Source organism: Paenibacillus sp. FSL E2-0201 (genome assembly GCF_037963325.1).
Classification (GTDB): Bacteria; Bacillota; Bacilli; order Paenibacillales; family Paenibacillaceae; genus Paenibacillus_AQ.
The window spans coordinates 5,247,093-5,271,642 of the sequence record NZ_CP150154.1 but is presented as its reverse complement, the minus strand read 5'-3'; the positions used below and the strand labels follow the sequence as shown (position 1 = coordinate 5,271,642).

Annotated in this window: 21 protein-coding genes; 17 read left to right on the top strand and 4 right to left on the bottom strand. The window is 44.7% G+C overall.

The features are described 5' to 3' along the window. Positions 1-91 precede the first annotated feature (91 nt). From NSU15_RS23805 to NSU15_RS23745, 13 genes are all read left to right on the top strand, one after another. Entirely contained in the window at positions 92-232 is a 141-nt protein-coding gene (locus tag NSU15_RS23805) for a hypothetical protein (RefSeq protein ID WP_156114854.1), read from the top strand. Positions 233-429: 197 nt separating this feature from the next. After that, entirely contained in the window at positions 430-1,683 is a 1,254-nt protein-coding gene (gene hisS / locus NSU15_RS23800) for a histidine--tRNA ligase (RefSeq protein ID WP_042130470.1), read from the top strand. A gap of 83 nt (positions 1,684-1,766) precedes the next feature. Continuing rightward, positions 1,767-3,545, top strand: a complete 1,779-nt coding sequence (aspS, locus tag NSU15_RS23795) for an aspartate--tRNA ligase (RefSeq protein ID WP_339287764.1) — start codon at positions 1,767-1,769, stop codon at positions 3,543-3,545. 66 nt (positions 3,546-3,611) lie between these two features. Then, complete coding sequence (locus tag NSU15_RS23790; RefSeq protein WP_042130468.1) at positions 3,612-4,367, top strand: tRNA threonylcarbamoyladenosine dehydratase; 756 nt, start codon at positions 3,612-3,614, stop codon at positions 4,365-4,367. Between the two features lie 238 nt (positions 4,368-4,605). Then, a complete protein-coding gene (locus tag NSU15_RS23785; RefSeq protein WP_042130466.1) occupies positions 4,606-5,904 on the top strand; it encodes an NCS2 family permease in 1,299 nt (432 codons plus the stop codon). Between the two features lie 129 nt (positions 5,905-6,033). Continuing rightward, a complete protein-coding gene (locus tag NSU15_RS23780; RefSeq protein WP_339287762.1) occupies positions 6,034-8,217 on the top strand; it encodes a UvrD-helicase domain-containing protein in 2,184 nt (727 codons plus the stop codon). Between the two features lie 391 nt (positions 8,218-8,608). Further along, on the top strand, positions 8,609-8,890 hold the full coding sequence (locus NSU15_RS23775) for a CD3324 family protein (RefSeq protein ID WP_042130463.1): 282 nt from the start codon (positions 8,609-8,611) through the stop codon (positions 8,888-8,890). 243 nt (positions 8,891-9,133) lie between these two features. Continuing rightward, positions 9,134-10,438: a replication-associated recombination protein A gene (locus NSU15_RS23770; protein ID WP_042130461.1), complete on the top strand. Its 1,305-nt coding sequence runs from the start codon at positions 9,134-9,136 to the stop codon at positions 10,436-10,438. Between the two features lie 374 nt (positions 10,439-10,812). Then, entirely contained in the window at positions 10,813-11,829 is a 1,017-nt protein-coding gene (locus NSU15_RS23765) for an ABC transporter ATP-binding protein (protein ID WP_076117398.1), read from the top strand. Then, on the top strand, positions 11,816-12,751 hold the full coding sequence (locus tag NSU15_RS23760) for an ATP-binding cassette domain-containing protein (protein WP_339287761.1): 936 nt from the start codon (positions 11,816-11,818) through the stop codon (positions 12,749-12,751). Before NSU15_RS23765 ends, NSU15_RS23760 begins: the two co-directional genes overlap by 14 nt. A 4-nt stretch (positions 12,752-12,755) precedes the next feature. Beyond that, entirely contained in the window at positions 12,756-13,718 is a 963-nt protein-coding gene (opp4B, locus tag NSU15_RS23755; RefSeq protein ID WP_339287759.1) for an oligopeptide ABC transporter permease, read from the top strand. Between the two features lie 28 nt (positions 13,719-13,746). Continuing rightward, positions 13,747-14,652, top strand: a complete 906-nt coding sequence (locus NSU15_RS23750) for an ABC transporter permease (protein ID WP_339287758.1) — start codon at positions 13,747-13,749, stop codon at positions 14,650-14,652. Between the two features lie 19 nt (positions 14,653-14,671). After that, positions 14,672-16,522 (top strand): oligopeptide ABC transporter substrate-binding protein, encoded by a 1,851-nt coding sequence (locus NSU15_RS23745; RefSeq protein WP_339287757.1) that lies wholly within the window; start codon positions 14,672-14,674, stop codon positions 16,520-16,522. Positions 16,523-16,871: 349 nt separating this feature from the next. Here NSU15_RS23745 and mnmA read toward each other — a convergent pair whose 3' ends face one another. Further along, entirely contained in the window at positions 16,872-17,993 is a 1,122-nt protein-coding gene (gene mnmA, locus NSU15_RS23740) for a tRNA 2-thiouridine(34) synthase MnmA (RefSeq protein WP_042130452.1), read from the bottom strand. A gap of 292 nt (positions 17,994-18,285) precedes the next feature. Between mnmA and NSU15_RS23735 the strand changes: the two genes are divergently transcribed. Further along, positions 18,286-18,705: an Rrf2 family transcriptional regulator gene (locus NSU15_RS23735; RefSeq protein WP_042130450.1), complete on the top strand. Its 420-nt coding sequence runs from the start codon at positions 18,286-18,288 to the stop codon at positions 18,703-18,705. Positions 18,706-18,900: 195 nt separating this feature from the next. On the opposite strand, the gene NSU15_RS23730 is transcribed toward NSU15_RS23735, so the two are convergent. Both NSU15_RS23730 and NSU15_RS23725 read right to left on the bottom strand, forming a co-directional pair. Then, the gene (locus NSU15_RS23730) at positions 18,901-20,118 is read right to left on the bottom strand and encodes a sialidase family protein (protein ID WP_042130449.1); all 1,218 of its coding nucleotides are present in this window, start codon (positions 20,116-20,118) and stop codon (positions 18,901-18,903) included. 33 nt (positions 20,119-20,151) lie between these two features. Next, a complete protein-coding gene (locus tag NSU15_RS23725; RefSeq protein ID WP_339287755.1) occupies positions 20,152-20,517 on the bottom strand; it encodes a hypothetical protein in 366 nt (121 codons plus the stop codon). Between the two features lie 201 nt (positions 20,518-20,718). On the opposite strand from NSU15_RS23725, the gene NSU15_RS23720 reads away from it, so the two are divergent. The 3 genes from NSU15_RS23720 to NSU15_RS23710 all read left to right on the top strand — a co-directional run bounded on the left by NSU15_RS23720 (position 20,719) and on the right by NSU15_RS23710 (position 23,587). Then, positions 20,719-21,093, top strand: coding sequence for a hypothetical protein (locus NSU15_RS23720; RefSeq protein WP_042130445.1), 375 nt, complete (start codon positions 20,719-20,721; stop codon positions 21,091-21,093). A gap of 161 nt (positions 21,094-21,254) precedes the next feature. Next, positions 21,255-22,463 (top strand): glycosyltransferase, encoded by a 1,209-nt coding sequence (locus tag NSU15_RS23715; RefSeq protein WP_339287754.1) that lies wholly within the window; start codon positions 21,255-21,257, stop codon positions 22,461-22,463. 26 nt (positions 22,464-22,489) lie between these two features. Beyond that, positions 22,490-23,587, top strand: a complete 1,098-nt coding sequence (locus NSU15_RS23710) for a glycosyltransferase family 4 protein (RefSeq protein ID WP_339287752.1) — start codon at positions 22,490-22,492, stop codon at positions 23,585-23,587. 249 nt (positions 23,588-23,836) lie between these two features. Here the strand turns inward: NSU15_RS23710 and NSU15_RS23705 are convergent, their stop codons facing one another. Next, positions 23,837-24,505 carry an SOS response-associated peptidase gene (locus tag NSU15_RS23705; protein WP_339287750.1) on the bottom strand — a complete coding sequence of 223 codons (669 nt, stop codon included), beginning with the start codon at positions 24,503-24,505 and terminating at the stop codon, positions 23,837-23,839. Between the last annotated feature and the right edge of the window lie 45 nt (positions 24,506-24,550).

The following is a 24,550-nucleotide window of genomic DNA, read 5'->3' as shown; positions in this document are numbered from 1 at the left end:
AAAAATATACGATTTTATCATATGGTTTTGATGACGGGAACAAGTAATTCGAGGACCCACAACCCCAGAGAGGAATCCCCTGTAGATTCAGATGACATCCAGTACAACGGATGATTTATCGTTTCCGCTTGGCTGCAAGGATTCTGTTGATGAGCGAATGAATGACCTCCCCGAGAACGTACGGCGAAAGTGGGCAATGGATGTTGCCGCGATCAGTAGCCGTTACGCGTAGGCGGGCGTTAACCGCTTTGAGCGGATTCAGAATGGTTCTGATCCGGAATGTGGGTGGTACCACGGGTGTATTATTGGTTATGATAATCCCTCGTCCCTGTTTTTTATAAACAGGACGGGGGATTTTTTGTTTTGTTTAGCATGATGAAGTGATGAAGAGAGCAGATTTAGAGGGGTATTTTTTAGGAGGGATAGACTGTGGCTAAAGAAAGATTCGAGAAACCTACAGGAACACAGGATGTGCTTCCGGGGACTGTGGAGAAATGGCAGTACATTGAAGGGAAGGCTAGAGATTTGTGCCGTCGTTTCAATTATCGTGAAATCCGTACACCAATGTTCGAGAACACGGGGTTATTCGAGCGTGGGGTAGGCGAAACAACGGATATTGTGGAAGGCGAGATGTACACGTTCAAGGATAAAGGCGATCGCGATTTGGCGCTGCGTCCTGAAGGAACGGCAGGTGTAGTCCGAGCTTATGTTCAGAACAAGCTATATGGTGAACCGGATGTAAGCAAGCTGTATTATATCGGACCCATGTTCCGTTATGAGCGTCCACAGGCAGGGAGATATCGTCAATTCCATCAGTTTGGTATTGAGGCTTTTGGAGCCGTGGATCCGGCTATTGATGCGGAAGTAGTTTCTTTAGGCTATCAATTCTATAAGGATCTTGGCCTTAAGGATGTAAGAGTTGAAATCAATTCTGTCGGTAACGCACCTAGCCGTGCAGCTTATCGGGAGAAACTATTAGGTTTCTTAAGACCCATGAAGGATACCCTTTGCAGTGACTGTCAGCGTCGGATTGAGCGTAATCCGCTTCGCGTGCTGGATTGCAAGGTAGATCAGGATAAATTTACAGATGCGCCATCCATTTTGGATAGTCTGGATGAAGAGTGCACAATTCATTTTGAGAAGGTGAAGATGCACCTTAACATCATGGGAGTGGAATTCACCATAAACCCTCGTCTTGTCAGAGGACTGGATTATTACACGCATACAGCGTTTGAATATAAAGCAGCAGGTATTGGCTCGATTGATACCGTGGGCGGCGGTGGCCGATACAACGGTTTGGTTGAAGAAATTGGTGGACCGGACCAACCTGGGATTGGTTTTGGGATTGGGCTGGAACGAATTCTCCTCATTCTTGAGGATCAGAAGGTAGAGCTGGAGACGGCGAAGCCACTGGATGTGTACTTCGTAGCTCTCGGTGAAGAAGCTGATATCGAAATCTCTAAACAGCTATATATACTGCGCAGCCAAGGGTTCTCGGCAGAACGCGATTATTTAGGCCGGAAGATGAAGGCGCAGATGAAATCGGCAGACCGTATGTCGGCACGTTATACTGCCATTCTTGGCGAAGATGAGCTGAAGAATGGGGTCATTACAGTGAAGTCGATGAATACCGGGGAGCAGCGCACCGTGAAGCTGGAAGAGCTGGGTCAGGCACTAGTTTAGACCATCTGACTACATCGTCTTATGGTGACTGTATAGAGAAAGATTAAAAATGTATTTTTAACCATGAAGGGGAATGATAAATTATGCAAAGAAGTCATCATTGTGGACAATTAACGCCAGAACATATTGGACAGACGGTAACCTTGAACGGATGGGTGCAGACTCGCCGCGACCTTGGGGGCGTACTATTTATTGATCTGCGTGACAGAAGCGGTATTGTACAAGTTGTATTTAACCCAGACTACTCTGGCGAAGCCTTACAAATTGCTGATAAGGTTCGTAGTGAATACGTCCTGGCTGTTAAAGGTAAAGTTGTTAAACGTGATGCTGAAACCATTAACCGCAACCTGCCAACAGGTGAAATTGAAGTGCAAATTACGGACATTGAAGTGCTGAACGCAGCTAAGACACCTCCGTTCTTCATCGAAGATGGTGTGGAAGTAGACGAGTCTCTGCGTCTCAAATATCGCTATTTGGACCTTCGTCGTCCGGAAATGCAAAGAACCTTGCTGCTTCGTTCGAAAGCTTCTAAGATTTTCCGCGATTTCCTTGATAGTGAAGGATTCATCGACGTAGAAACACCGATCCTGACTAAGAGCTCTCCGGAAGGCGCGCGTGATTATTTGGTGCCAAGCCGTGTGCATGAAGGTGAATTCTTCGCATTGCCGCAATCTCCACAAATCTACAAGCAATTGTTGATGGTGGGCGGCGTGGAGCGCTATTACCAAATCGCTCGTTGTTTCCGTGATGAAGATTTGCGTGCTGACCGTCAGCCAGAATTCACTCAAGTAGACATCGAAACTTCATTCCTATCACAAGATGAACTGCTTGGTATGATGGAGAAGCTGATGCAGCGTCTGTTCAAGGAAACTGTAGGAACAGATATCGAGCTTCCATTCCAACGTTTGACTTATGCTGAGGCTATGGGCAAATATGGATCTGATAAACCAGATCTTCGTTTTGGATTAGAACTTGTAGAAATGAATGATATTGTTGCAACTAGCGGTGTGAAGGTGTTCGCTTCTGTAATCGAAAAAGGCGGCGAAGTGAAATGTCTAAATGCTAAAGGCTGTGGCACTTGGACTCGTAAAGAAATCGATGACCTCGGACCTTATGCCGCTCGTTATGGCGCGAAGGGGTTGGCATGGATTCAAGTGAAAGACGGTGAATTCAAAGGGCCGATTGTGAAATTCTTCTCCGAAGAAGAAATTGCGGCTGTGAAGGAGCGTACAGGCGCTGAAGAAGGCGACCTTCTCCTCTTCTCTGCTGATAATAAAAAGGTTGTAGCAGACGTTCTAGGCGCTCTTCGTGTCAAAATCGGACGTCAACTCGGTCTGATCGACGACAACGTATTCAAGTTCGCTTGGGTTACTGACTTCCCACTCCTTGGTTATGATGAAGATCAGAAACGTTATGTGGCGGAACACCATCCGTTCACTCGTCCACGTGAAGAGGATCTGCATCTGTTTGACACAGATCCAGGTGCAATCCGTGCGCAAGCTTATGATATCGTTCTGAACGGTTATGAAGTAGGCGGGGGCTCCATGCGGATTTACAAACGTGACGTACAGGAGAAAATGTTCGAAGCCCTTGGCTTCACGCAAGAGGTTGCTTACGAGAAGTTTGGTTACCTGATGGATGCGTTCGAATACGGTACACCTCCACACGGCGGTATCGCGTTCGGTTTAGATCGTCTAGTAATGCTATTGTCCGGTCGTACGAATCTGCGTGAAACCATCGCATTCCCGAAAACAGCAAGTGCAACAGACCTGCTCATGGATGCACCTTCGCCAGTAGATGGTTCACAATTGGAGCAACTGCACATTAAGCTGGCTCTTAAACCGAAGAAAGAAAAAGAATAATTAACTAATCGAAGCGGGCTAGGCAGATTTCTGCTTCGCTATAGCTTTTGAAGGAGGCTGTACCTCATGCTACATCAGTTCTCACGTACGGAACTGGCGATCGGACCGGAAGGTCTGGAGATAATGAAGAACAGCACGGTAGCGGTGCTAGGCATCGGCGGTGTTGGCGGTATGGCTGTTGAGGCTTTGGCGCGCACCGGTATCGGCAGGCTGATTCTGATTGATAAGGATTCTGTAGATATTACTAATGTGAATCGGCAAATTCATGCACTCACCACAACGGTTGGGCAGAAGAAGGCTGAATTGATGGTAGACCGTGTGAAGCTGATCAATCCAGAATGCGAAGCGATTGCGCTCAACATGTTCTATACAGAAGAAACCTATGAGGAATTGTTCAAATTAAAACCTGACTATGTACTCGATGCTTCGGATACGATTATTTATAAGGTTCATTTGATCAAAGAATGTCTGTCCCGTGGAATTCCAATGATCTCAAGCATGGGTGCTGCCAACAAAATGGATCCTACACGATTCCAGGTAGCAGACATTTCCAAGACAACCTATGACCCTATTGCTCGTGTCATTCGTCAGAAGCTGCGTAAGGAAGGGATTAAAAAGGGCGTGAAGGTGGTATTCTCTACAGAGCCGCCAATGAAGCCGCGTCAGGATGTTACAGATAAGATCGTTCCGGAGAATGCGCCGGATCGACGTAAAGCGAAACAACCACCAGCCAGCAATGCATTCGTTCCACCGGTAGCCGGTCTGATCATGGTCAGCGTTGCCGTGCGTGATTTGCTTGAGGCTGGAGGCGTCAGCTTGTAAGTGAACCGCTGAGCTGAAGCTGTTTCAATTATAGCGAAATTAGTAAATAAAATGGACAAAAGGGCGAGCAGCTGGAATCCAGTTGCGTACGCCCTTTTGTTGTGGTTAGCAGGTGAGTCTGCAAGATGCAGACGACATATAGGCATAATAGCTAAACCGGGATGAACCGCTGGTTATTAAGCTTATAATCCGGGTAATATCCGCCTGCGGAACTTAATATCAGTGGAGGTTTTTGTACATGAAATCGAATTTTTGGCGAAATAGTGTAGGGCTTGCGCCTGAGAATGAATGGAAACGGGAATGGGCTGCAGGGATCCTCTCGTATTTTGCTTCGGTATATATTGTGATGGTGAATGCGACGATTCTTCATGACGCTGGTATGCCGCTTAGACCGGCCATGGTGGCTACGTTATTGACTGCCATTACAGGCTGTCTATTAATGGCCTTCGGCGGGAAGACGCCGATCATCGTAGTACCAGGTATGGGGATTAACGCCTTTTTCACATACACACTTGTTCATTCCATGAATTTGGGCTGGAGAGAGGCGCTTACGGTAGTCGTTATAACGGGGGTATTATTCGCTATCGTGGCCTTCACCTCGCTTTATCGTATTCTTAGTGAAGCGATTCCGCAAAACCTGCAGCATGCGATAACTGTCGGGATAGGGCTATTTCTGACCTTTATAGGGCTGCAAAAAAGCGGAATTGTGATCGCACATCAGACCACTTTTGTTGCTATAGGACATTTTAGTGATCCTGCAGTTATCACTTCCTGCGTAACCTTGCTACTCGCTTTAGTACTGTTTATCCGCGGGACCAACGGTGGTTTGCTTATCAGTATGCTGGTTGGTACAGGTCTAGCCTACTTGCTGGGAGCGGCTCACGCGCCTGAGAAGCAGGCATCAGGCCATGTATTTACGGGTTATGGAAGCCTGTTTTTTGGAATGGACTGGGGTGGTATTGTAAGCCTCGTATTCTGGATTGCGGTATTCCTATTGCTGTTAATCGTTGTATTTGAAAATATTGGGCTAGTCGCCTCTCAGACGATGATGGCTGGACGTCCTGAGCGCTTCAAGAGCAGCTTACGAGCACTCTCTATTGCCAATATCGCCGCAGGTCTCTTTGGAAGCAGTCCTGTAGTCGCCGCTGCAGAATCCAATGCAGGGATTGCTGCAGGTGGACGTTCGGGTCTGACCTCGCTTGTGACAGGTCTTTTGTTCGGGGCAACATTCTTGTTCCTCCCTTTGCTCTCCTACATTCCAGACAGTGCTATCGCACCGATCTTGATTGTAATCGGTGGCCTTATGGTACAAAATGTGCGTGAGATGGACTTGAGCGATTTGACAGAGCTTTTCCCTTCTTTTTTGATCATGGTTATGATTCCATTCACTTATAGTATTGTGGACGGGATGGCTTTTGGCTTCATCACTTATCCGATCGTGAAGCTTGCTGTGGGCAAGGGGAAAGAAGTGCCTCCTGCACTCTATGGGATTGCGGGCTTGTTTGTAGCTAACTTTATTTTACAAGCTGTGCTATAGTGGGGGCTCTCTTGAAAGATTTGGTATTTTAGTGCTGATTGTGCTACAATGGGTATCCTTTTTGTGTGAGAAGAGGGAATGAGGAGAATGAAAATTTAAGCTCGATAAACTTTTAGGAGGTAACTGAAATTGGAAGACAACTTTCAAAGTGCCTATCAAGAGGAAGAAGACAGGCTGAATCAAGCGCTTACTGAGATTGACACCTTATTGGAGAAGCTTAACCAGACTCCGGTGTACACGGGACACGATTATACGGAACAAGTGTTAGAAGCGAACCGTGAACAGAAGCGCAAAGATCTTGCCAAGCTTCGGCAGGAGCCTTATTTCGGACGGCTTGATTTTCAGGGCAATGATGAGAAGCAGCGGAAGGCACTCTATATAGGAAAAATCGGCGTAGACCGCGAGCAGGTAAGCGACCGTCCGCTAGTCATTGACTGGCGCGCACCGGTAGCAAGCCTGTTCTATTCGTTTACCGGTGGTACGGAGCCAGCCTCCTATGAAGCTCCTGAGGGACTGATAGAAGGACTGGTATACCTCAAACGCAACGTGGTGATTCGTAAGCAGATTCTGGAGCGGGTCGCAGATACGTACAATCGGGAGAGTGACGCGCCTGTAGTATCAGACGAGTTTCTCGTCTATCGTTTGGGAGAGAACAAAGACAATCGTCTCCGTGATATCGTATCTACCATCCAGGAGGAGCAGGACAAGATTATCCGTGCGGCCAAAAATACAGCGCTGATCATTCAGGGCGTAGCGGGAAGTGGTAAAACAACAGTTGCACTGCACCGATTAGCCTTTCTGCTGTATCAATACAAGGATCAGGTTTCTGCGGAAAAAATGATTATTTTTGCACCGAACCGGATGTTTCTGGATTACATCTCAGATGTACTGCCTGAACTAGGAGTAGGTAATATTGCTCAGAGCACCTTTCCGGATTGGGCGGCAAATGTACTAGGTCTGGAGCTTCCAGAACAGGATGCGACGGAGACGATGAACCGCTGGTTTGAAACCTCTGGCGGTATGCCTGTGATTACAGAAGAAACGCCGGGACGTTTCAAGGGCTCTACGGTTCTGATGAGTATTATTGAATCAAGTATTAAGCTGCTGGAGACAAGTTCTGTTCCTGAGGGAGATTTTATCCCGTGGGAAGGCGCTGTGCTGCGCCGATCGATGATCTTACGTTGGCATAATGAAGAGTACGCTCCTTATCCGCCAGCGAAGCGGAAGGAACGTGTAATGGCACGGATACATCGCTGGATCGAGATGGAGCTGAAGAAGAGTCCATCGGCTGCAGCTATGAAGGATCGCAAGAAAAAAGGTGCTGCACGAGAAAAAGCATACAGTGCAAAATGGCCTAAGTACGATCCGTTGACGATCTACAAGCAAATCTTCCGTGCGGCTAAAGTCCCGGAAGATTGGCCTGTGAATCCGCCAGAGAATATTCCGGTAGCTGTGCTGAAGGAAACGGCAAAAGATCTGAAAAAAGGAATTATACGCGAAGAGGATTTACCGCCTCTGTTGTATATCCATTATCTTTTGAATGGAGACGAGGGTGTAACTCGCTTTGATCATGTGGTGATTGACGAGGCTCAGGATTTTTCTCCTTTCCAAATTGCGGTGCTGGATTTATATGTGCGGGGTCATTCCTTTACGATCCTGGGTGATCTGTCGCAGGGCATACACGCCTATAAAGGCGTACACGCTTGGGAAGAGATGCAGACCTTGTTTGCCCCTGAGAACACGGCTTATCACGCACTGACACGGAGCTATCGTTCTACTATGGAAATTATAGATTTTGCTAATGGCATTCTATCTTCCGGTGTGGAAAGCTCACTGCTTGCTGTTCCGGTTTTTCGTAGTGGAGATCCCGTGCGAATGATCGCCTACGGGGAGGATACGGGGGAACTGGTGGCTGATGAGCAAGCTCGTCTGCGGACAATAAGCAATTCACTGAAGTCCTTGTCTGGAAGGGGATACCGTACTGTGGCTGTGCTAACACGTAGTTTGCGTGAAGCCACAGAGCTGTACGCTGAGCTGGAGCAGCATTTTGAAGATATACATCTGATAGACGGCAGCATGACGCAATATCAGGGTGGACTATCGGTGCTGCCTGTGTATTTATCTAAAGGTTTGGAATTTGATGCGGTAATCTTAGCGGATGCCGATCGAGATCATTACGGGGCGACAGCATGGGATGCAAAGCTGATGTATGTAGGCTGTACACGAGCGCTCCACGAGCTTTGGTTGCTTCATAATGGGGAAATGCCTTCCTATGTGCAAATGACGGCTGAAAGCGATTCTGAGGGGAATTAAGACTGGTGGAGAACAGTTATAACTGTTTTTGAACTTGTAACTCCCCTATAGGTATGGCTTAATAATAAGTGTCCGGCCGGGCAAGAACACTTCTGGAAGGAGGCTGATTGAGATGATTTCAGTATACGAGGTGGTTTCCGTCTAAGACGGAAACCCGCTTAAAGCGAGGAGGCCGTATGGCCTCCTTATTACTAACATAGGAAGTACCACACTTATCCATAAAAATGAAATTTATGAATTAGAATGTAGACGCTACCAAGAGGTTTTTATATAATGAAATTACGGATTTTTCCAAATATGAGGAGAAGAAAGGAGGCAGGTGACGTGATTATAACTAAAAACTTAGTTGACCGACGCATAGGGACACACCTGTTGAAGGAGGAAATGCAAGTTGAGTTATGTAAATGGGAAGGATGTGCTCCCCCCTGGCTTGCTCGAAGAGCTTCAGGGATACATCCAAGGTGAACTGCTCTACATCCCGAAGAAAACGGAAGAGCGGGTTAGATGGGGCGAGAACAGCGGTTCGAGGAAAGAGATAGCGAATCGCAATAAGGAAATTTTCAGTTGTCATCGTGAAGGCGATTCCGTAGCTGAGCTTCAAAAGAAGTATCATCTGTCGGAAGAAAGCATTCGTAAAATCATATCAAAAATGAGGCTGGCGATAAACTGCTAGCATACAATTCAAGCATAAACGCCTTTGGCGTCCCTATAAGGACGGTAAGCGTTATGCGAGAAATCATAAGGATAAAGTATAGCGTGAAACCTATACTTTCTTATATTTTGAAAAAAGAGCATGGCTCCCGCCTTTCTAAGACGAGATCATGCTCTTTTTATTTTTTACGAAAAATAGTCTATGGTATGATAAAGGAAGAATCAACATTGTGCTTTTACAAGAATATAGCAAGGAAGTGGAGTTATGGATTTATTTTCTATGGGAGAGGACACTGGGGGCGGACGGCTGCTTGCGGACCGAATGAGACCGGAGAATCTGGATGAATATATTGGTCAAGAACATATCATAGGCCGGGGAAAGCTACTGCGAAGAGCGATTGAGGCTGATCAGGTCTCTTCAATTTTGCTCTATGGACCTCCTGGTTGTGGCAAAACAACATTGGCTCATATCATTTCTCATCATACGCAAGGGGAGTTTGTACGCCTGAATGCGGTGGAGGCTTCCGTAAAGGATGTGCGAGAGGTCATTGAACGAGCTCAAAATAATAAAACACTATACGGTTCTAAGACGATACTTTTTCTGGATGAGGTACATCGGTTCAATAGTTCACGTCAGGATGCGCTGTTGCCGGCGGTAGAAAAAGGAACCATAACATTTATTGGTGCAACTACAGAGAACCCGTTCCATTATGTTAACGGGGCGCTTATGAGCCGTTCTACCTTGTTTCAGCTGGAGGCATTAACGAGTGAACATAGTCTGATCGCGATGCGCAGGGCTTTAGAGGACAAGGATAGAGGGCTTGGATTCATGGAGCTTCAAGTTGATGAAGAAGCATTAATGCATATCGCTACGATGGCTAACGGAGATATTCGGCGGGCACTAAATGCTCTGGAATTAGCGGCGTTAACTACCGCTCCGGAGGCAGATGGGAGTGTGCATATCACACTGGAGGTGGCGGAAGAGTCAATTCGGCGCCCTATTGTGAAAGCAGATGAATCGACGCAGTATGATGTGCTTTCCGCTTTTCACAAAAGCATACGTGGTTCTAGTGATGCTGCGTTGTTCTGGTTTCTATATGCGGTAGAAAAGCTTGGGATGGACCCGATGACATTTATTCGGCGTCTGATTGCGGCTAGCAGTGAGGATATTGGACTGGCGAATCCTCAAGCCATGGTCCAAGCCGTGAGCGCGCTCGAAGCGTATAGGAATAACGGTTGGCCAGAAGCGAGGCTAAACATTGCACAAGCAATTCTTTTTGCCGTGGAGAGTCCAAAGTCTAATGCTGTTGTTACTGCAATTTCAAATGCAATGGCGAGTATGGATGAGATTAAATCTGCCGAGGTACCCCTACACTTACGAGACACCCATTACAAAGGGGCTACTGCGTTAGGGCATGAAGGGTATCAATATCCGCACAATTTTCCGGGGCATTATGTGAAACAGGAGTATTTGCCTAAAGAGATTTCTCAACGTGTTTTTTATCAAGCTACAGAGCAAGGGAATGAAATAAAGATTCGTCATAATCAACGACTCCGACGCGAACAATAGTCCACTAGTGACTGCAACAACCTCCAAATCTCCCCTATTGAACAAAAAAAAATTTTATTCACAATATTATTTATTCCAAAAAAAGGCGGCCTAGAGCCGTTTTTTTGTTTTCTACGTTACATTTAATCACATGAAATAAAATTTTTTATAGGAAAAGATTGATAATTTACCATAAGTTAATTAAAATGAACTACAAAGTTACGGGAAATCATTTTTCAAATCCGATTGAATTACTTATAGTATCGTTAATGGTGTTAATAATGATGACAGTATGTGTTTTGTTATGTTTCATGAAAATAAATACTGTTTATATCAAAATTTACATAATATTTCATTGTATGGATTTTGAAACTCTTGCCGTTAGGGGGATTAATTTGAGCGAAGAATTATTAGAAATCAAAAATTTATCGACATCGTTCAGGATCGTAGATGATTATTATGCCGCAGTAGATGATGTTACCCTATCTGTTCGCAAAAATGAGATTCTTGCTATTGTTGGAGAGTCCGGTTCGGGAAAAAGTGCACTTGCCTTTTCGATAATGGGATTGCACACAAGGGCCAAAATAGACGGACAAATTAAATACAAGGGTCAGGACATCGTTACTATGACTCCTGCTGCACTCAACAAGCTGCGTGGCCAAGAAATGTCTATGATTTTTCAAGACCCATTATCCGCTTTAAATCCGCTTATGATTATCGGTTCACAGATTGAAGAAGTACTCATCCTACATGATTCCAAGCTTTCGAAAAAGCAAAGAAAAGAGAAGGTCATTGATCTCCTGACTAAGGTTGGAATCTCCCGTCCCGAGCATACATATCAGCAATACCCCCACGAATTATCTGGTGGAATGAGGCAGCGGGTTGTGATTGCTATAGCGATTGCCAATGGTCCCAAGCTTTTGATCGCCGATGAGCCGACTACGGCACTAGATGTAACCATCCAATTGCAAATCCTTGAACTTATAAAAAAATTAAAAACTGATATGCAAGCAGGCATTATCTTAATTACTCATGATCTAGGGGTTGTGAGTGAAATGGCTGATCGAGTTGCGGTGATGTACGCCGGACAAATCGTAGAGATCGCAGATATTTATACGTTGACCTCTAATCCGAAGCATCCGTATACAAGATCCTTGTTGAACTCCATTCCGACCGTTAAAGAAGAGAAATCTAGACTTCATGTGATTCAGGGGATTGTCCCGCCATTACAGAATCTTCCGCGTAAAGGATGCCGTTTCTCGGCCCGGACACCTTGGATTCCGGAATGGGAGCACGAGGAGAATCCGCAGCTGCATGAAGTAGCCCCCGGGCATTTTGTTCGCTGCACCTGCCATAATAACTTTCATTTCCCTGATACTAACGAGGAGGCAAGCCACAATGGGACTTCTTGAGGTTAAAAATTTAGCGGTTCATTTTCCGATCCACGGCGGTGTTTTTCGAAGGGAAGTTGGCGTAGTCAAGGCTGTCGATAATGTTAATTTTACCGTTGAGGCAGGGCAAACCTATGGTCTCGTCGGTGAATCCGGATCAGGTAAGACAACTACTGGTCGTGCAATCATTGGACTTAATTCTATTACTAGCGGTAGCGTGATTTTTGAAGGGCAAGATTTGGCCTTGAAGGGTGTGCGTAAGCAAAGAAATGTCCGCAAAGACATTCAGATGATCTTTCAGGATCCGTACTCTTCCTTAAATCCTAAGAAACGCGTGCTGGATATTATTGCTGAACCGTTGCGTAATTTCGAAAAAATGTCTCCGGGGGAAGAAAAGCGTCGAGTACAGGAATTGCTTTTACAGGTAGGCTTGAGCCCTGAGAACATCCTGAAATATCCGCATGAATTCTCAGGCGGTCAGCGGCAGCGGATCGGAATTGCCAGAGCGATTGCCCTTAAGCCCAAACTTATTATTGCTGACGAGCCGGTATCTGCGTTAGATGTCTCCGTACAGGCACAAGTGCTGAATTTCATGCAGGACATTCAAAAAGAACTGAATCTTACTTTTCTATTTATCAGTCATGATCTCGGGATCATCAGACATATGTGCGATCACATTGGGATTATGTATAAAGGACGACATGTGGAGCAAGGGACCGCTAAAGATATTTTTGACAATCCTCAGCATATTTATACCAAACGTCTCATTGCTGCCATTCCTGATATTGATCCGAAGCAGAGAGAAAAGCAGACGGAGTTTAGAAAATCAGTAAGTAAGGAATATGAACAAGCGCACCGGAATTATTTTGATGAAGAAGGCATGGCTTATCCATTAAAATCAATTTCCGAGACTCATCTGGTAGCCTTGCCTGAGAAAGGTTGAGAATATGTGGAAGATTATCGTTCGTAGAATTCTTATAATGATCCCTCAAGTATTTCTATTAAGTATTCTTGTTTTTCTTATGGCGAAGGCAATGCCTGGCGACGCACTCTCAGGGATGCTCGATCCGAATATTGATCCTGCGGCCATTGATGCAATGCGAGAGAAGCTTGGCCTAAATGATCCATGGTACATCCAGTACTGGGATTGGATCACTAAAGCAATACAAGGGGACTTTGGCCAGTCCTTCCGTTTCAAAATGCCGGTCTCAGAGCTGATCGGGCAACGCCTGATGAATACACTTTGGCTAGCCATTGTTACGCTGATTCTTACATACCTTATTGCTATCCCGCTTGGTATTACCAGCGGACGTTATAACGATTCGTGGCTGGATCGCTTAATTACCGGCTATACCTATATTGGATTTGCTGCACCGTTGTTTATTTTTGCTCTTTTAATGGTATGGGTTTTCGGGTTTCATTTTCATTGGTTTCCCACTAGCGGCAGTGTCAGTCCCGGGGAAGTTCCGGGTACGCTAAGCCACTTCTGGAGTAAGTTATACCATTTGCTGCTCCCTGCTCTATCCATGGCCCTGATTGCAACGGTTGGGACCGTACAATATCTGCGTAATGAGATCATTGATACGAAGCAAAAAGATTTCATTCTCACGGCAAGAGCTAAAGGGGCTTCGGAGTCACGCGTATACAATCGCCATATTTTGCGAAATTCCTTATTGCCGATTGCTGCATTCTTCGGGTACGAGATCACTGGGCTAATCGGTGGTACGGTGTTCGTTGAAACGATCTTCAGCTATCCAGGGATGGGTTTGCTGTTCCTCAGTTCGATAACGATCCGGGATTTCAGCGTGGTAACAGCCATCGTTCTGCTGTATGGGGTTGCTTCCATCGTCGGTGCATTGTTATCAGATATTATCTTAAGTATCGTAGATCCTCGTATCCGGATTAAATAAGAAGATGAAACATTTTGGGGTGAATGAAATGGCAAAGACAAGCGCAGAGATAGCTCTGCTGCAGGATTCAGATAAAAGTCCATCGGGCTTCAAAATTGTTTGGCGGGAATTGGTGCGTGATAAGTTGGCACTGATCTCACTGATTTTCCTATTTGCGATTATCGCTGCTGTGTATGGAATTTCGTTATTTTTGGATCAAAAAGAAATTGTTACGGTTGACTTGTTCGCCCTATATGAGAAGCCTTCGGCTGTGCACTGGCTGGGGACTGATTATGGAGGACGGGATGTATTCGGTCAATTAATTATAGGAACAAGAAACTCTATGTCTATTGCTTTTATGGTTACATTTTTTACTGGCGTTATTGGGATTCTAGTCGGTTTAGTCTCAGGTTATTTTGGTGGAACGGTAGATAATGTAGCGATGCGTGTTGTGGATTTCTTCATGATCCTACCATTTCTAATGATTGTTATAGCCTTTGTCAGCGCTGTACCTAAATACAATACGTTAACCTTCTCCTTTATCATGACTGCGTTTCTTTGGATGGGGATTGCCAGGCTAATTCGTTCCAAGACATTGCAAGAGAAGGAATTGGATTATGTTCAGGCTTCTAAGACCTTAGGCTCCTCCAATCTAAAAATTATGTTCACGCAAGTGCTTCCGAACTTAAGCTCCATCATTATCGTAACGATGACCTTGAATTTGGCAGCTAATATTGGATTGGAATCAGGCCTATCCTTTCTAGGTTTTGGTTTTCCGGAAAGTACACCCAGTCTCGGTACTCTAGTAAGCTATGCGAGAAATCCGCAAACGCTTGAGTTCAGATGGTGGATCTGGTTACCCGCATCATTGCTGATCTTGGTATTGATGTTGAGTATAAATAATGTGGGTCAAGCGCTCAAACGTGCGACCGACGCAAGACAAAGAAAAGGATAATAAGGGAGGAAATGATTAAATGAGAAAACCCATTCGTACTAAAGCATTACTCGTATCCTTAATGTTTGTAATGTTGTTTGTTCTTGCAGCTTGTAACTCAAAGAACAACAACGAAGGAGCAGCACCAACAACAGCTCCTAGTGCTAATGCGACTGCTGAAGCAACTGCAGCACCGACTGCAGTGCCTGAAGCAGAAGACGGACTGTTTAACATCAAAGATTTCACTAACATTAAGACCAATCAAGGTGAAGCTATTGAAGGTGGTACACTTACTTTTGGACTAGTTTCCGACAGTCCATTTGAAGGTACACTTAACAATAACTTTTCTTCTGGAATTCCGGATGCTCGAGTTATAGAGTGGTTTGATGATGGCCTACTAGATTGGGACGCGAACTTTGTATATACCAATGATGGTGCAGCAACTTATGAAGTGGCAGAAGACGGACGTACTTTCACTTTCACGATTCGTGACAATGTTAATTGGCATGATGGAAAGCCAGTAACGGCTGAAGATTGGTTATTCGCGCATGAAGTGATCGCTAACCCTGCCTATGATGGCCCTCGTTACGGCTCTGACTTCACACAAATCGAAGGTATGGATGAATTCCATGCAGGTACAGCCAAAACGATCTCCGGTATTAAGGTATTAAGTGAGAAGAAACTACAAATCACTTATAAACAATCCACACCTTCGCTGTTAACAGGAAGTATTTGGATTTACCCTTTGGCTAAACATATCTTTGGTGATATGGATGTTGCCAAGATTTCCTCATCCCCAGAAGTACGCCAAAAACCGATTGGTTTTGGAGCTTTTAAAGTGGAAAGCATCGTTCCAGGTGAATCCGTAGTTTACGTGAAGAATCCAGACTACTGGCGCGGAGCACCTAAACTGGATAAAGTAATCCTAAAGGTAATTAACCCATCTACAGTTGTTCAGGAACTGAAATCTGGTGGAGTTGACTTGGTGGATTCTTTCCCAGTCGATCAATTCCCAGATAATGCAAAGATGTCGAATGTTCAGTTCCTCGGTATTACCGACAAGGCATATACGTATATTGGTTTTAAACTAGGTAAATGGGATAAGGAGAAAAAAATAGTTGCTCCCGATCCTAAAGCTAAAATGGCGGATGTGAATTTGCGTAAAGCCATGTGGGCCGCAGTTGATAATAATGCGGTTGGTAAGAAGTTCTATAATGGCCTACGCTGGAGTGCGACAACTTTAATCCCACCATCTCATCCAGAATTCCAAGATACCTCCAATCCAGGTGTTCCTTTTGATCAAGCAGCAGCTAACAAAATCTTGGATGATGCAGGTTACAAACTAAATGGCGAATTTAGAACGAATCCAGATGGTAGTGAGCTGAAGATTAATTTCATCTCTATGACTGGTGGAGATATTGCTGAGCCGCTGGCTCAATATTATGTACAATCCTGGAAAGCAATTGGTCTGAATGTAACGTTGGAAATGGTAGAATTTAATACTTTCTATGACCGTGTAGGACAGAATGGTGACGACGACCCTACCGTTGATGTTTATCAAGGTGCATGGAGTGTTGCTAATGACGTTGACCCATCAGGTCTTTACGGGCAAGATGCAATTTACAACTTCCCGCGTTACTCGAGTGCAGAGAATGATCGGTTGCTCGCTGAAGGAGTCTCCGAGGATGCATTCGACGTAAATAAACGTAAAGAGATCTATAAAGAATGGCAACAGTTTATGGTTAACGAGATTCCTGTATTCCCTACGCTTTATCGTGCGGCCCTAGTTCCGGTCAACAACCGTATACTGAATTATGGAATTGGTGATGGAACTGGACTTTACTATAATGACATTGCAGTTTCTGCGGATAAAGCTGTAGTAGCTCAGTAAGTAGGAATAGCAGGAATTAAATTAATACTATTAGTAATAAAAGAACAGCAGTTCAGATAGCGATATCTGAACTGCTGTTCTTTTTGTTTCTATTTGAATCGCTGGCTCCATAGTCATTTAGTTGTATTTCATACAACTAAAACCTCATTTTAGCGCTGATGATGTAGTATAACTGCAGTTCATACATCTATTTTTGGAATGTGAAGACAGAAAAGGGAGATTGGGAGAATTTAGATGTACATCATACAACTAAGTCAAAAAGAAATTCTAAAAACAAGAAATAGCTGTATTAAATACAGCTATTTCATAGGTTTATTCTAGGGTTTATGTTGTAAGTTATAGACTTCACTTAAGCTTGCGCTGAAGGAACGACCTTTTCTGCATATTCGATCGTGCCGCCGCCGAGACATTGCTCACCGAGATAGAAGACAACGGCTTGGCCTGGCGTAATCGCTTTTTGCGGAACATCAAAGTCTACGTTTATCGTTCCGTCTTTCCGTGCGGTGAGCGTTACACCTTGATCAGGCTGGCGATACCGGAATTTAGCAGTGCATTTTAGCGGCTCAGGACCTAGCTCATGCCCGTTAATCCAGTTTACACCGGAGGCAATTAGACTAGTGGAGTACAGGCTGTGGTGCTTGTCTCCTTGAACTACATAAAGAATGTTGCGGCTAAGGTCTTTTTCGGCTACAAACCAAGGTTCGCCGTTACCGGATCCGCCAATGCCAAGGCCTTGACGCTGACCCAATGTATAGTACATAAGACCATCATGGCGGCCTTTGATTTCCCCAGTGGCTATATCTACCATGTCACCAGATTGTGCAGGCAGATACTGGCTGAGGAATTCACGGAAGTTACGCTCACCGATAAAGCAGACGCCTGTACTGTCTTTTTTCTTGGCAGTATAGAGTCCGGCTTCTTCGGCAATTCTCCGAACTTCCGGTTTCGGAAGATGACCAATCGGGAACATTGCTTTAGAGAGCTGATATTGGCCCAGCGCGTTCAAGAAATAGGTCTGGTCTTTATTGTTGTCTACACCGCGGAGCAGCTTGTACACACCATCTTCTTCTATAACGCGTGCATAATGTCCAGTCGCTACATAATCGGCGCCAAGCTGAAGGGCTTTGTTCAGGAACTCCCCGAATTTGATCTCTCGGTTGCACATGACGTCTGGATTAGGCGTCCGGCCGGCCTTATATTCATCGAGAAAATATGAAAATACTTTGTCGAAGTATTCCTTCTCGAAATTAACGGTATAGTAAGGAATATCAATCTGCTCGCATACGCGGCGAACATCCTCTGCATCGCTTTCGGCTGTACATACTCCGAATTCGTCGGTATCGTCCCAATTCTTCATGAAGATGCCGATGACGTCATAGCCCTGCTGCTTGAGCAGAAGCGCCGTGACGGAGGAATCGACCCCTCCGGACATGCCGACGACGACACGGGTGTCTTGTTTTGCTTTTGTCATCGTAATCACCATTTCTGTACCCAAAATACCGGTTATTCATGGAACACCCGGCTCAAAAAGTATTATAACATACCTGTCTACTGTAAACCCTAAAATAAGAGGCTGAAAATAGAAAAATGTCCACCAGGGGTGAACATTTTTGCAAAATGTTTCGTTTGCCATTTCATTTGTGACTTCGAATATGATAACATAAACTAAGAGTAATCATCGGAATACCTTGATATGACAATCGCATGACTTACCAAATCAATAGTATACAATAACTAGAAACTAAACCGAAAGAGGTGCCCCTTTGAAAATATCAACCAAAGGACGTTACGGACTAACAATTATGATGGAGCTTGCACTGAAATTTGGTGAAGGACCGACCTCACTTAAGAGTATCGCTGAGAAAAATGGACTTTCTGAGCATTATCTGGAGCAACTAATCGCTCCTCTGCGTAACGCAGGACTTGTAAAAAGCATTCGTGGTGCATACGGTGGATACATTTTATCACGTGAGGCCAGTGCTATTACAGCAGGAGACATCATTCGTGTGTTGGAGGGTCCAATTTCTCCGGTAGATTTCACTGAAGAAGATGATGCGGCAAAACGTGATTTATGGTTGCGTATTCGCGACAGCATTGCAGACGTACTGGATTCCACAACGCTTCATGACTTGATTAATTTTAAAGAAGAGAGCTTAGCAGACAATTATATGTTCTATATCTAGTTACTGTATGTAGAACAAAAACTTAAAATCTTGGTTTATCAAAGTCTAAGCCCCCTTTTGGGGGCTTTTTAAATGAAAAAATTACATGAAAAATCACAAATAAAGGATGCCCCATATTGGTTGGGCATCCTTTATTGTAGGTGGATGTACTAATTTAACACTCTTCTAATTAATCATCACAGGTTTATTCATAGCTTATTGATTATCACCGAACCAGATGTTCTCTGTACCAGTCCGCGTGTCCGTCCATACACTCACTAGACGGCCTGTTTGGGGGACGATGGCATTGCCGATGTAGTCCCCAATTAGGGGAATGCCGGTGACGTCAAAGGAAGTTGTCGTTATACGGGTGTTTATAAACGTCATACCGCCATCTCTAGATGTAGCTAGATAAACATCAAGGTTGAGAGGATTAACTCGATTCGTGTAATAGTTAACGAATATTGCACCATCCGCTGGGGACACTGTGATGGCTGGGAAAAAGTTTTGGGAGCCTACTGGACTACCCGTAATGGATATGGGTGCACCCCAATCCACACCGAAATTAGTGGAAGTAGCAATAAATATATCGGAATAGCCTTCTCGAAAATCTTGCCACACAGCATAGACATTCCCTCGCGTCGTCGGTGCATTAGAAATATCTGCTGCGAGGGAAGGGTATGTCAAGCATCTAAATGTATATCCCGGCAATGGATCTGGTGGGACTACAACGCTGGCGACCCTGGTTTCAGGGGTGAAGGTGACCCCGCCGTCTGGAGATGTGGTAATTTTAAGATCGGTATTACCAGGAGGCTGATTGATCCATCCCACAACAACAATCCCATTTAATGTAATGGCTATACCGGGGAATTCTTCAAATTCTTCGATCGAAGACAGCAGGCTGGGACTGGAATAGGTATTACCGCTATCTAGGGAACGATTGAAGAATATCGTATTTCCTGGTATGAATTGCGTGTTGTAATCATGCGTATAACCAGTATATACATTGCCAAAAAAGGGACTTGATCCAGCCTTGTCGGTGACAACGACCACCTGGTCATCATTCACAAACTGTCCAAACCCTTGATTTACGATGACTGGCGGTCCGAATGAAGATGCGTTGTCGACAGATGTATAGGAAACGATCGAGCCGCTGAGACCGTCAGAATCGAAGGCATGAGCCAATACTACGAACGTGGTCGGAAAAATATAATCAATATGTGGTGCTTCGATGCCTGCAAACCCTGTGGGTAACGGTAATAACGTTGTTGTCCAAGTGGCACCTGCGTCAATAGATTTGTACAAACCTATATTGGGAGGGCCTGTTCGAAGATCTACAGCCACGGCGACCATAACCGAAGGATTAAGCCAATTTACCGCGATGGTGGGCTCGAATTGAGTGCTTGTGCTCGGCGAAAGTTGAATATTAACCATACAAAGCTCCTTTCGTCATAGAGTTTTCGGCACTTACGGGTTCAGCTGAGCTATGAAAGTAAGTTCGGATTGCAGCACTCTTTGATGAGGGATGACGTTTCCTGACGAATCCGTTCCGAATACTGTAATAATCGTGTCTGCCGGTGCGTTTCCAGTTACGAGAAATTGTACTTCATATGCTGAATTGCCTGCGATATTAAAACCGAGAAACTGGCTGGTGTTAGCATTAATATTCAATGAGCTGGAGTAGACTAAAGCCTTACTAACAAGAGTATTCCATACGTAAATGTGATAGACCACGTTAGAAGAAAAACTAAGGTTGTCATTGTCGATGTTGATGATCACGTTGGTTGCTGGGATAGTACCTGCGTTCGTAATTATACCTGTTGTGCTTGCCATGAGCTTCACCCTCTTATATTAGTTTGCTATATATATATGAATTGAGGTGCATTGTGCTTGGACAAGGGCATCAGAAAAATTGCGGAAATTGGAAATATGAGAGGTATACTATTATTCCATGAATCTCCCCTTCCTCTTGTCTCGCAACTTACAAACTATTCCTGAATAAATTGATAGAAAATGAGGGAAGGAGTGATGGAAATGCCTTTTACTACCGGTCTTATTACCAACACAAGAGCAACTGGAACAGCGGCGAGTAATGTAGCTGTTAGTGTTCGTAATACTAGTAATGCAAACGCAATGGTGATCGTCGAAATCTTCGGCGTTCCGTATTCAACGCTTGCACTTACTCCGCTTTATGTCACAGGTTATTATGTTCCAGCGATGAGTTCTGATATCCGAGAGTTCTTCATTGCTGGGAATGTCGCTTACGAGGTTCAGATAAGTACCTCTTTTCCATTAGCAAATGTAGTATGTTCCACGTACGGATTGGACGAGTTTGGAAATCTTGTTACCGATCAGAGAGTGCTTCAATCTGAATTAACGGAGATTTCGGCACTTTCTATACCTGTATAACAAGTTTTTTTGGGGGGAGATCAAGAAGCAATCACCGATACAAACAGGGTGGTTGCTTTTTTTTTTAGGCGTAATAAATCTCATAAAGGCATTCACACAGGCACTAATGTGGAATTTAAATATACTAATCTTATACTCCAATGTAGAGAGAGGTAAAAATCATGGTGGATGTAGGGGTAGTTATGCCTTTGTATACCCAAAAGCCGGAATTTCTCCGGCAAGCTCTGGAGTCTGTTCTGCGCCAAACCTTCACCGAATTCCGACTGATCATTGTGATTGATGGAGCGCCGGAAATGGAACCGCTTGTGCAGTCCATCATAGCGGAGGATCCAAGGGTAGCTATTATCTCTTATGTGCCGAATAGGGGGATCGCACATGCGCTGAATACGGGCTTTGATCTTTTGTTTAACGAACCCAATATTCAGTATCTGAGCTGGGTCTCCAGCGATAATGTTTATGAACCCCGCTTCCTCGAGATCCTACGAGGTGCACTAGTGAAGGGGCCGCAGGCGCTAGGGATCGTGTACAGTTCTTTTCAAAGTATAGATAACGAGGGAAACCAACTTCATAACGAACACCAACTGGCTACTCAGCGAAATTATCAGTCACAGCCCAAAGAGAGATTGCTGGATTATTCGCTAATTGGCGTTTCTTTCATGTACAAATCGCAGGTTGCGAAGCTTGTTGGAGGGTACGGAATGGAGCCTGTGGAGGATTATGATTACTGGCTGAGACTGGCTGAACATTGTGATATTCGCTTTATACCCGTAGAGCTTGTAAATTATCGTGTGGATTCAACCTTTAGTGTATCCGCACAGTTACATTCCATTGAAAATCATCGCAGATGGAGATATACGTATCATTTAACTCGCCATCAGGCGCGTTTCCGCAGAGGGATTCCTCCTATGATTACCGTGTTATTTCCTGTGGTAAATGCTGGTGCGGAGGAAATAGCGAGGATAGAGAATCTGTATGAACAGACGTACAGCAATTATGAGTGTCGGGTGCTGGATTTATCGCCTACGCGTCAACCATCTGTTCTTCTGGGTTCAATCCCTCATCCTGCAACCGAGTTCGTTTGGATGCCAGAAGTTGTGGAGTCGCACGCGATTTGTGGAGCACTAGAGCACATGTCCACTCCCTACACGATAGTTTTAGGTCCTAAAATTTTCATAGGAGCACTTGATATTGAATACATGCTGGAGGCTTTGATTACTACCGGTGGGGACACGATCTCCAATTATTATACGGATGATCACAGCCTGATTGGATTTCGGAACAGACATGACCTATCGACCAAAACTCACTACTATAACGAGCTGTTTCAAAGCGCAGATTTGTATGATTTGTTGAAGATTTACTTTTCCTAAAAATAATATGCGAATGAGTGATCGTAATGAAAGTTTTGTTCACCTTTTACAACCCGAGTGGAGGTATGCAAACCCTGAATCGAGTGCGCTGCCAAGCGTTGCGTGATCGCGGTGTAGAGTGCCATTTGCTGTACACGCACCCTGGAAAAGGACAGCAAAATATCCCGAACATTCAAACCAATATTATGAATAGTGATGACGAGATCAGGGAATTGCTCACTCGGGAAGCTTTTGATTTGATTGTAGTGTGTACGGATATTTACTTAGCAGAGAGGTTTAGAGGGTTTGGTTACAAGGGACCGCTTGTTTTTGAGGTGCAAGGGTTAGGAACTTTAGATGAAGCGGAGCAGGTTATTAGTAATTTTAATGAACGGATTCACAAGCTAACCGATGCACTGCTCTATCCAGAGACCTCCCATTTGCAGACGATTTTCAAAAGTGGATTTCCCTCTATTCCGCAGTATTGCTTTGATAATCCGATCGATTGCGAAGAATTTGGATATACCAATTATCCAGCGAAAAGCTTTCCCATCCTCGGCTGGGTGGGACGAATTCAAACGAACAAGAACTGGAGAGAATTTCTTCAAATTGGACAGAGGCTGCTGGCGATCCATCCCGAGCTTTATTTATGGATTTTTCAGGACGATACGTTGTTTGATCCGGAGCAAAAAGAGAGCTTTGAACAATTTGTAGCGGAAACCGGAATTTCTTCACGTTTGATCTCGCATTCCAATGTCCCTCATGAGCTAATGGCAGATTATATGAGCATTATTGGTGATTCGGGAGGTCTGCTCTGCTCCACCTCTATTCTTGAGGGATTTGGGTATGCGGTGGCTGAGGCAATGTTGTGTCGTTGTCCTGTCCTTACTACGGATTCAGATGGCATTCGGAGACTTGTTATTAATAATCACACTGGAAAAATATATACGAGAGGGCAACTGGATGAAGCTGTGAATGCGGCGCTATCCTTAATGCATGATCCAGCGCTTCGGACCAGCATTAGGATGAATGGAGAATGGCATATCCGAAAAAACCTTTCTTCCGAGCTGTACGCCGATAGATTTCTAAAGATGTCTCATCAATTGATGAGACGCCGGTCAAAGATCGAGCGTCGATGGTCTTAACTTTGCGGTTAACCCGCAGAGTTAAGACGGTTTTTCATGGATTAAAAGTGAGGTCAGAACCAGTGCTAATAAGAGGGTCAGAGCCATACCTATCATCTGAATAATATTGTTATAAGGATCAGGTAGAGTGACATAAGAGAAGATGACATCCTTTAATATAAAAAATATATTTTTGAATAAACTCAGAAACACTAATATCGCTACGATCCACTTTTTTAAGTGTGCTTTATAGATAAGCCTCCCTCCTTTCTATGCCTCTTTAATTAATTCTTTTGTATCATTCCGAACATTTCCCACAGCTGTGGAAACTGGGTAGGCTCTCATTTGGTTTTGATCATAAGGCTTCAGGAGCTTTATTAGAGAGGTTGTGTCCTGATTGCCCCGATCCAGCCATTCTGTCTCATCCTCAGGCTTCAAAATAACCGGCATGCGGTTGTGGATTTCAGCCATTAGATCGTTCGGTGTAGTCGTTATAATCGTACAGGTACTTAGTTTATTCCCTTCCGGGTCCATCCAAATATCATACAATCCGGCCATGGAGAAAATACCCCCATCACGCATCACGATCCGCATGGGTTGTTTACTGCTGCCTTGCACCTTCCATTCGTAGAAGCCGTCAGACGGGATGATGCAGCGGCGTGAGCTTACTAAGCGCTTGAAAGAAGGCTTCTCGAGCAGTGATTCTGCCCGGGCATTGATCATTTTACTGCCGATTTTGTCATCCTTGGCCCATGAAGGAACCAGGCCCCAGCGTAGCTCCCCTAACTTATTGCTGGAGCCTGTATTAATGACTGCCGGAATTTGCTGCATTGGCGCAGCGTTATATTTAGGGGCATAGTGGATAATGGTTGAATCATTCGCAAAATATCTGACCATCAGTTCTTCCATGGTAACGGTTATTGTGTAACGTCCGCACATGATTTACACTCCCCTTTCAGTAGATTAGAAGTTCGCTCAGTTTAC

Coding starts and splice junctions, on each gene's coding strand:
- mnmA (WP_042130452.1), bottom strand. CDS start 17,993: ATGACAAAAGCAAAACAAGACACCCGTGTCGTCGTCGGCATGTCCGGA.
- opp4B (WP_339287759.1), top strand. CDS start 12,756: ATGTGGAAGATTATCGTTCGTAGAATTCTTATAATGATCCCTCAAGTA.
- NSU15_RS23745 (WP_339287757.1), top strand. CDS start 14,672: ATGAGAAAACCCATTCGTACTAAAGCATTACTCGTATCCTTAATGTTT.
- NSU15_RS23750 (WP_339287758.1), top strand. CDS start 13,747: ATGGCAAAGACAAGCGCAGAGATAGCTCTGCTGCAGGATTCAGATAAA.
- NSU15_RS23785 (WP_042130466.1), top strand. CDS start 4,606: ATGAAATCGAATTTTTGGCGAAATAGTGTAGGGCTTGCGCCTGAGAAT.
- NSU15_RS23760 (WP_339287761.1), top strand. CDS start 11,816: ATGGGACTTCTTGAGGTTAAAAATTTAGCGGTTCATTTTCCGATCCAC.
- NSU15_RS23770 (WP_042130461.1), top strand. CDS start 9,134: ATGGATTTATTTTCTATGGGAGAGGACACTGGGGGCGGACGGCTGCTT.
- NSU15_RS23710 (WP_339287752.1), top strand. CDS start 22,490: ATGAAAGTTTTGTTCACCTTTTACAACCCGAGTGGAGGTATGCAAACC.
- NSU15_RS23730 (WP_042130449.1), bottom strand. CDS start 20,118: ATGGTTAATATTCAACTTTCGCCGAGCACAAGCACTCAATTCGAGCCC.
- NSU15_RS23805 (WP_156114854.1), top strand. CDS start 92: ATGACATCCAGTACAACGGATGATTTATCGTTTCCGCTTGGCTGCAAG.
- NSU15_RS23715 (WP_339287754.1), top strand. CDS start 21,255: ATGGTGGATGTAGGGGTAGTTATGCCTTTGTATACCCAAAAGCCGGAA.
- aspS (WP_339287764.1), top strand. CDS start 1,767: ATGCAAAGAAGTCATCATTGTGGACAATTAACGCCAGAACATATTGGA.
- NSU15_RS23725 (WP_339287755.1), bottom strand. CDS start 20,517: ATGGCAAGCACAACAGGTATAATTACGAACGCAGGTACTATCCCAGCA.
- NSU15_RS23790 (WP_042130468.1), top strand. CDS start 3,612: ATGCTACATCAGTTCTCACGTACGGAACTGGCGATCGGACCGGAAGGT.
- NSU15_RS23720 (WP_042130445.1), top strand. CDS start 20,719: ATGCCTTTTACTACCGGTCTTATTACCAACACAAGAGCAACTGGAACA.
- NSU15_RS23705 (WP_339287750.1), bottom strand. CDS start 24,505: ATGTGCGGACGTTACACAATAACCGTTACCATGGAAGAACTGATGGTC.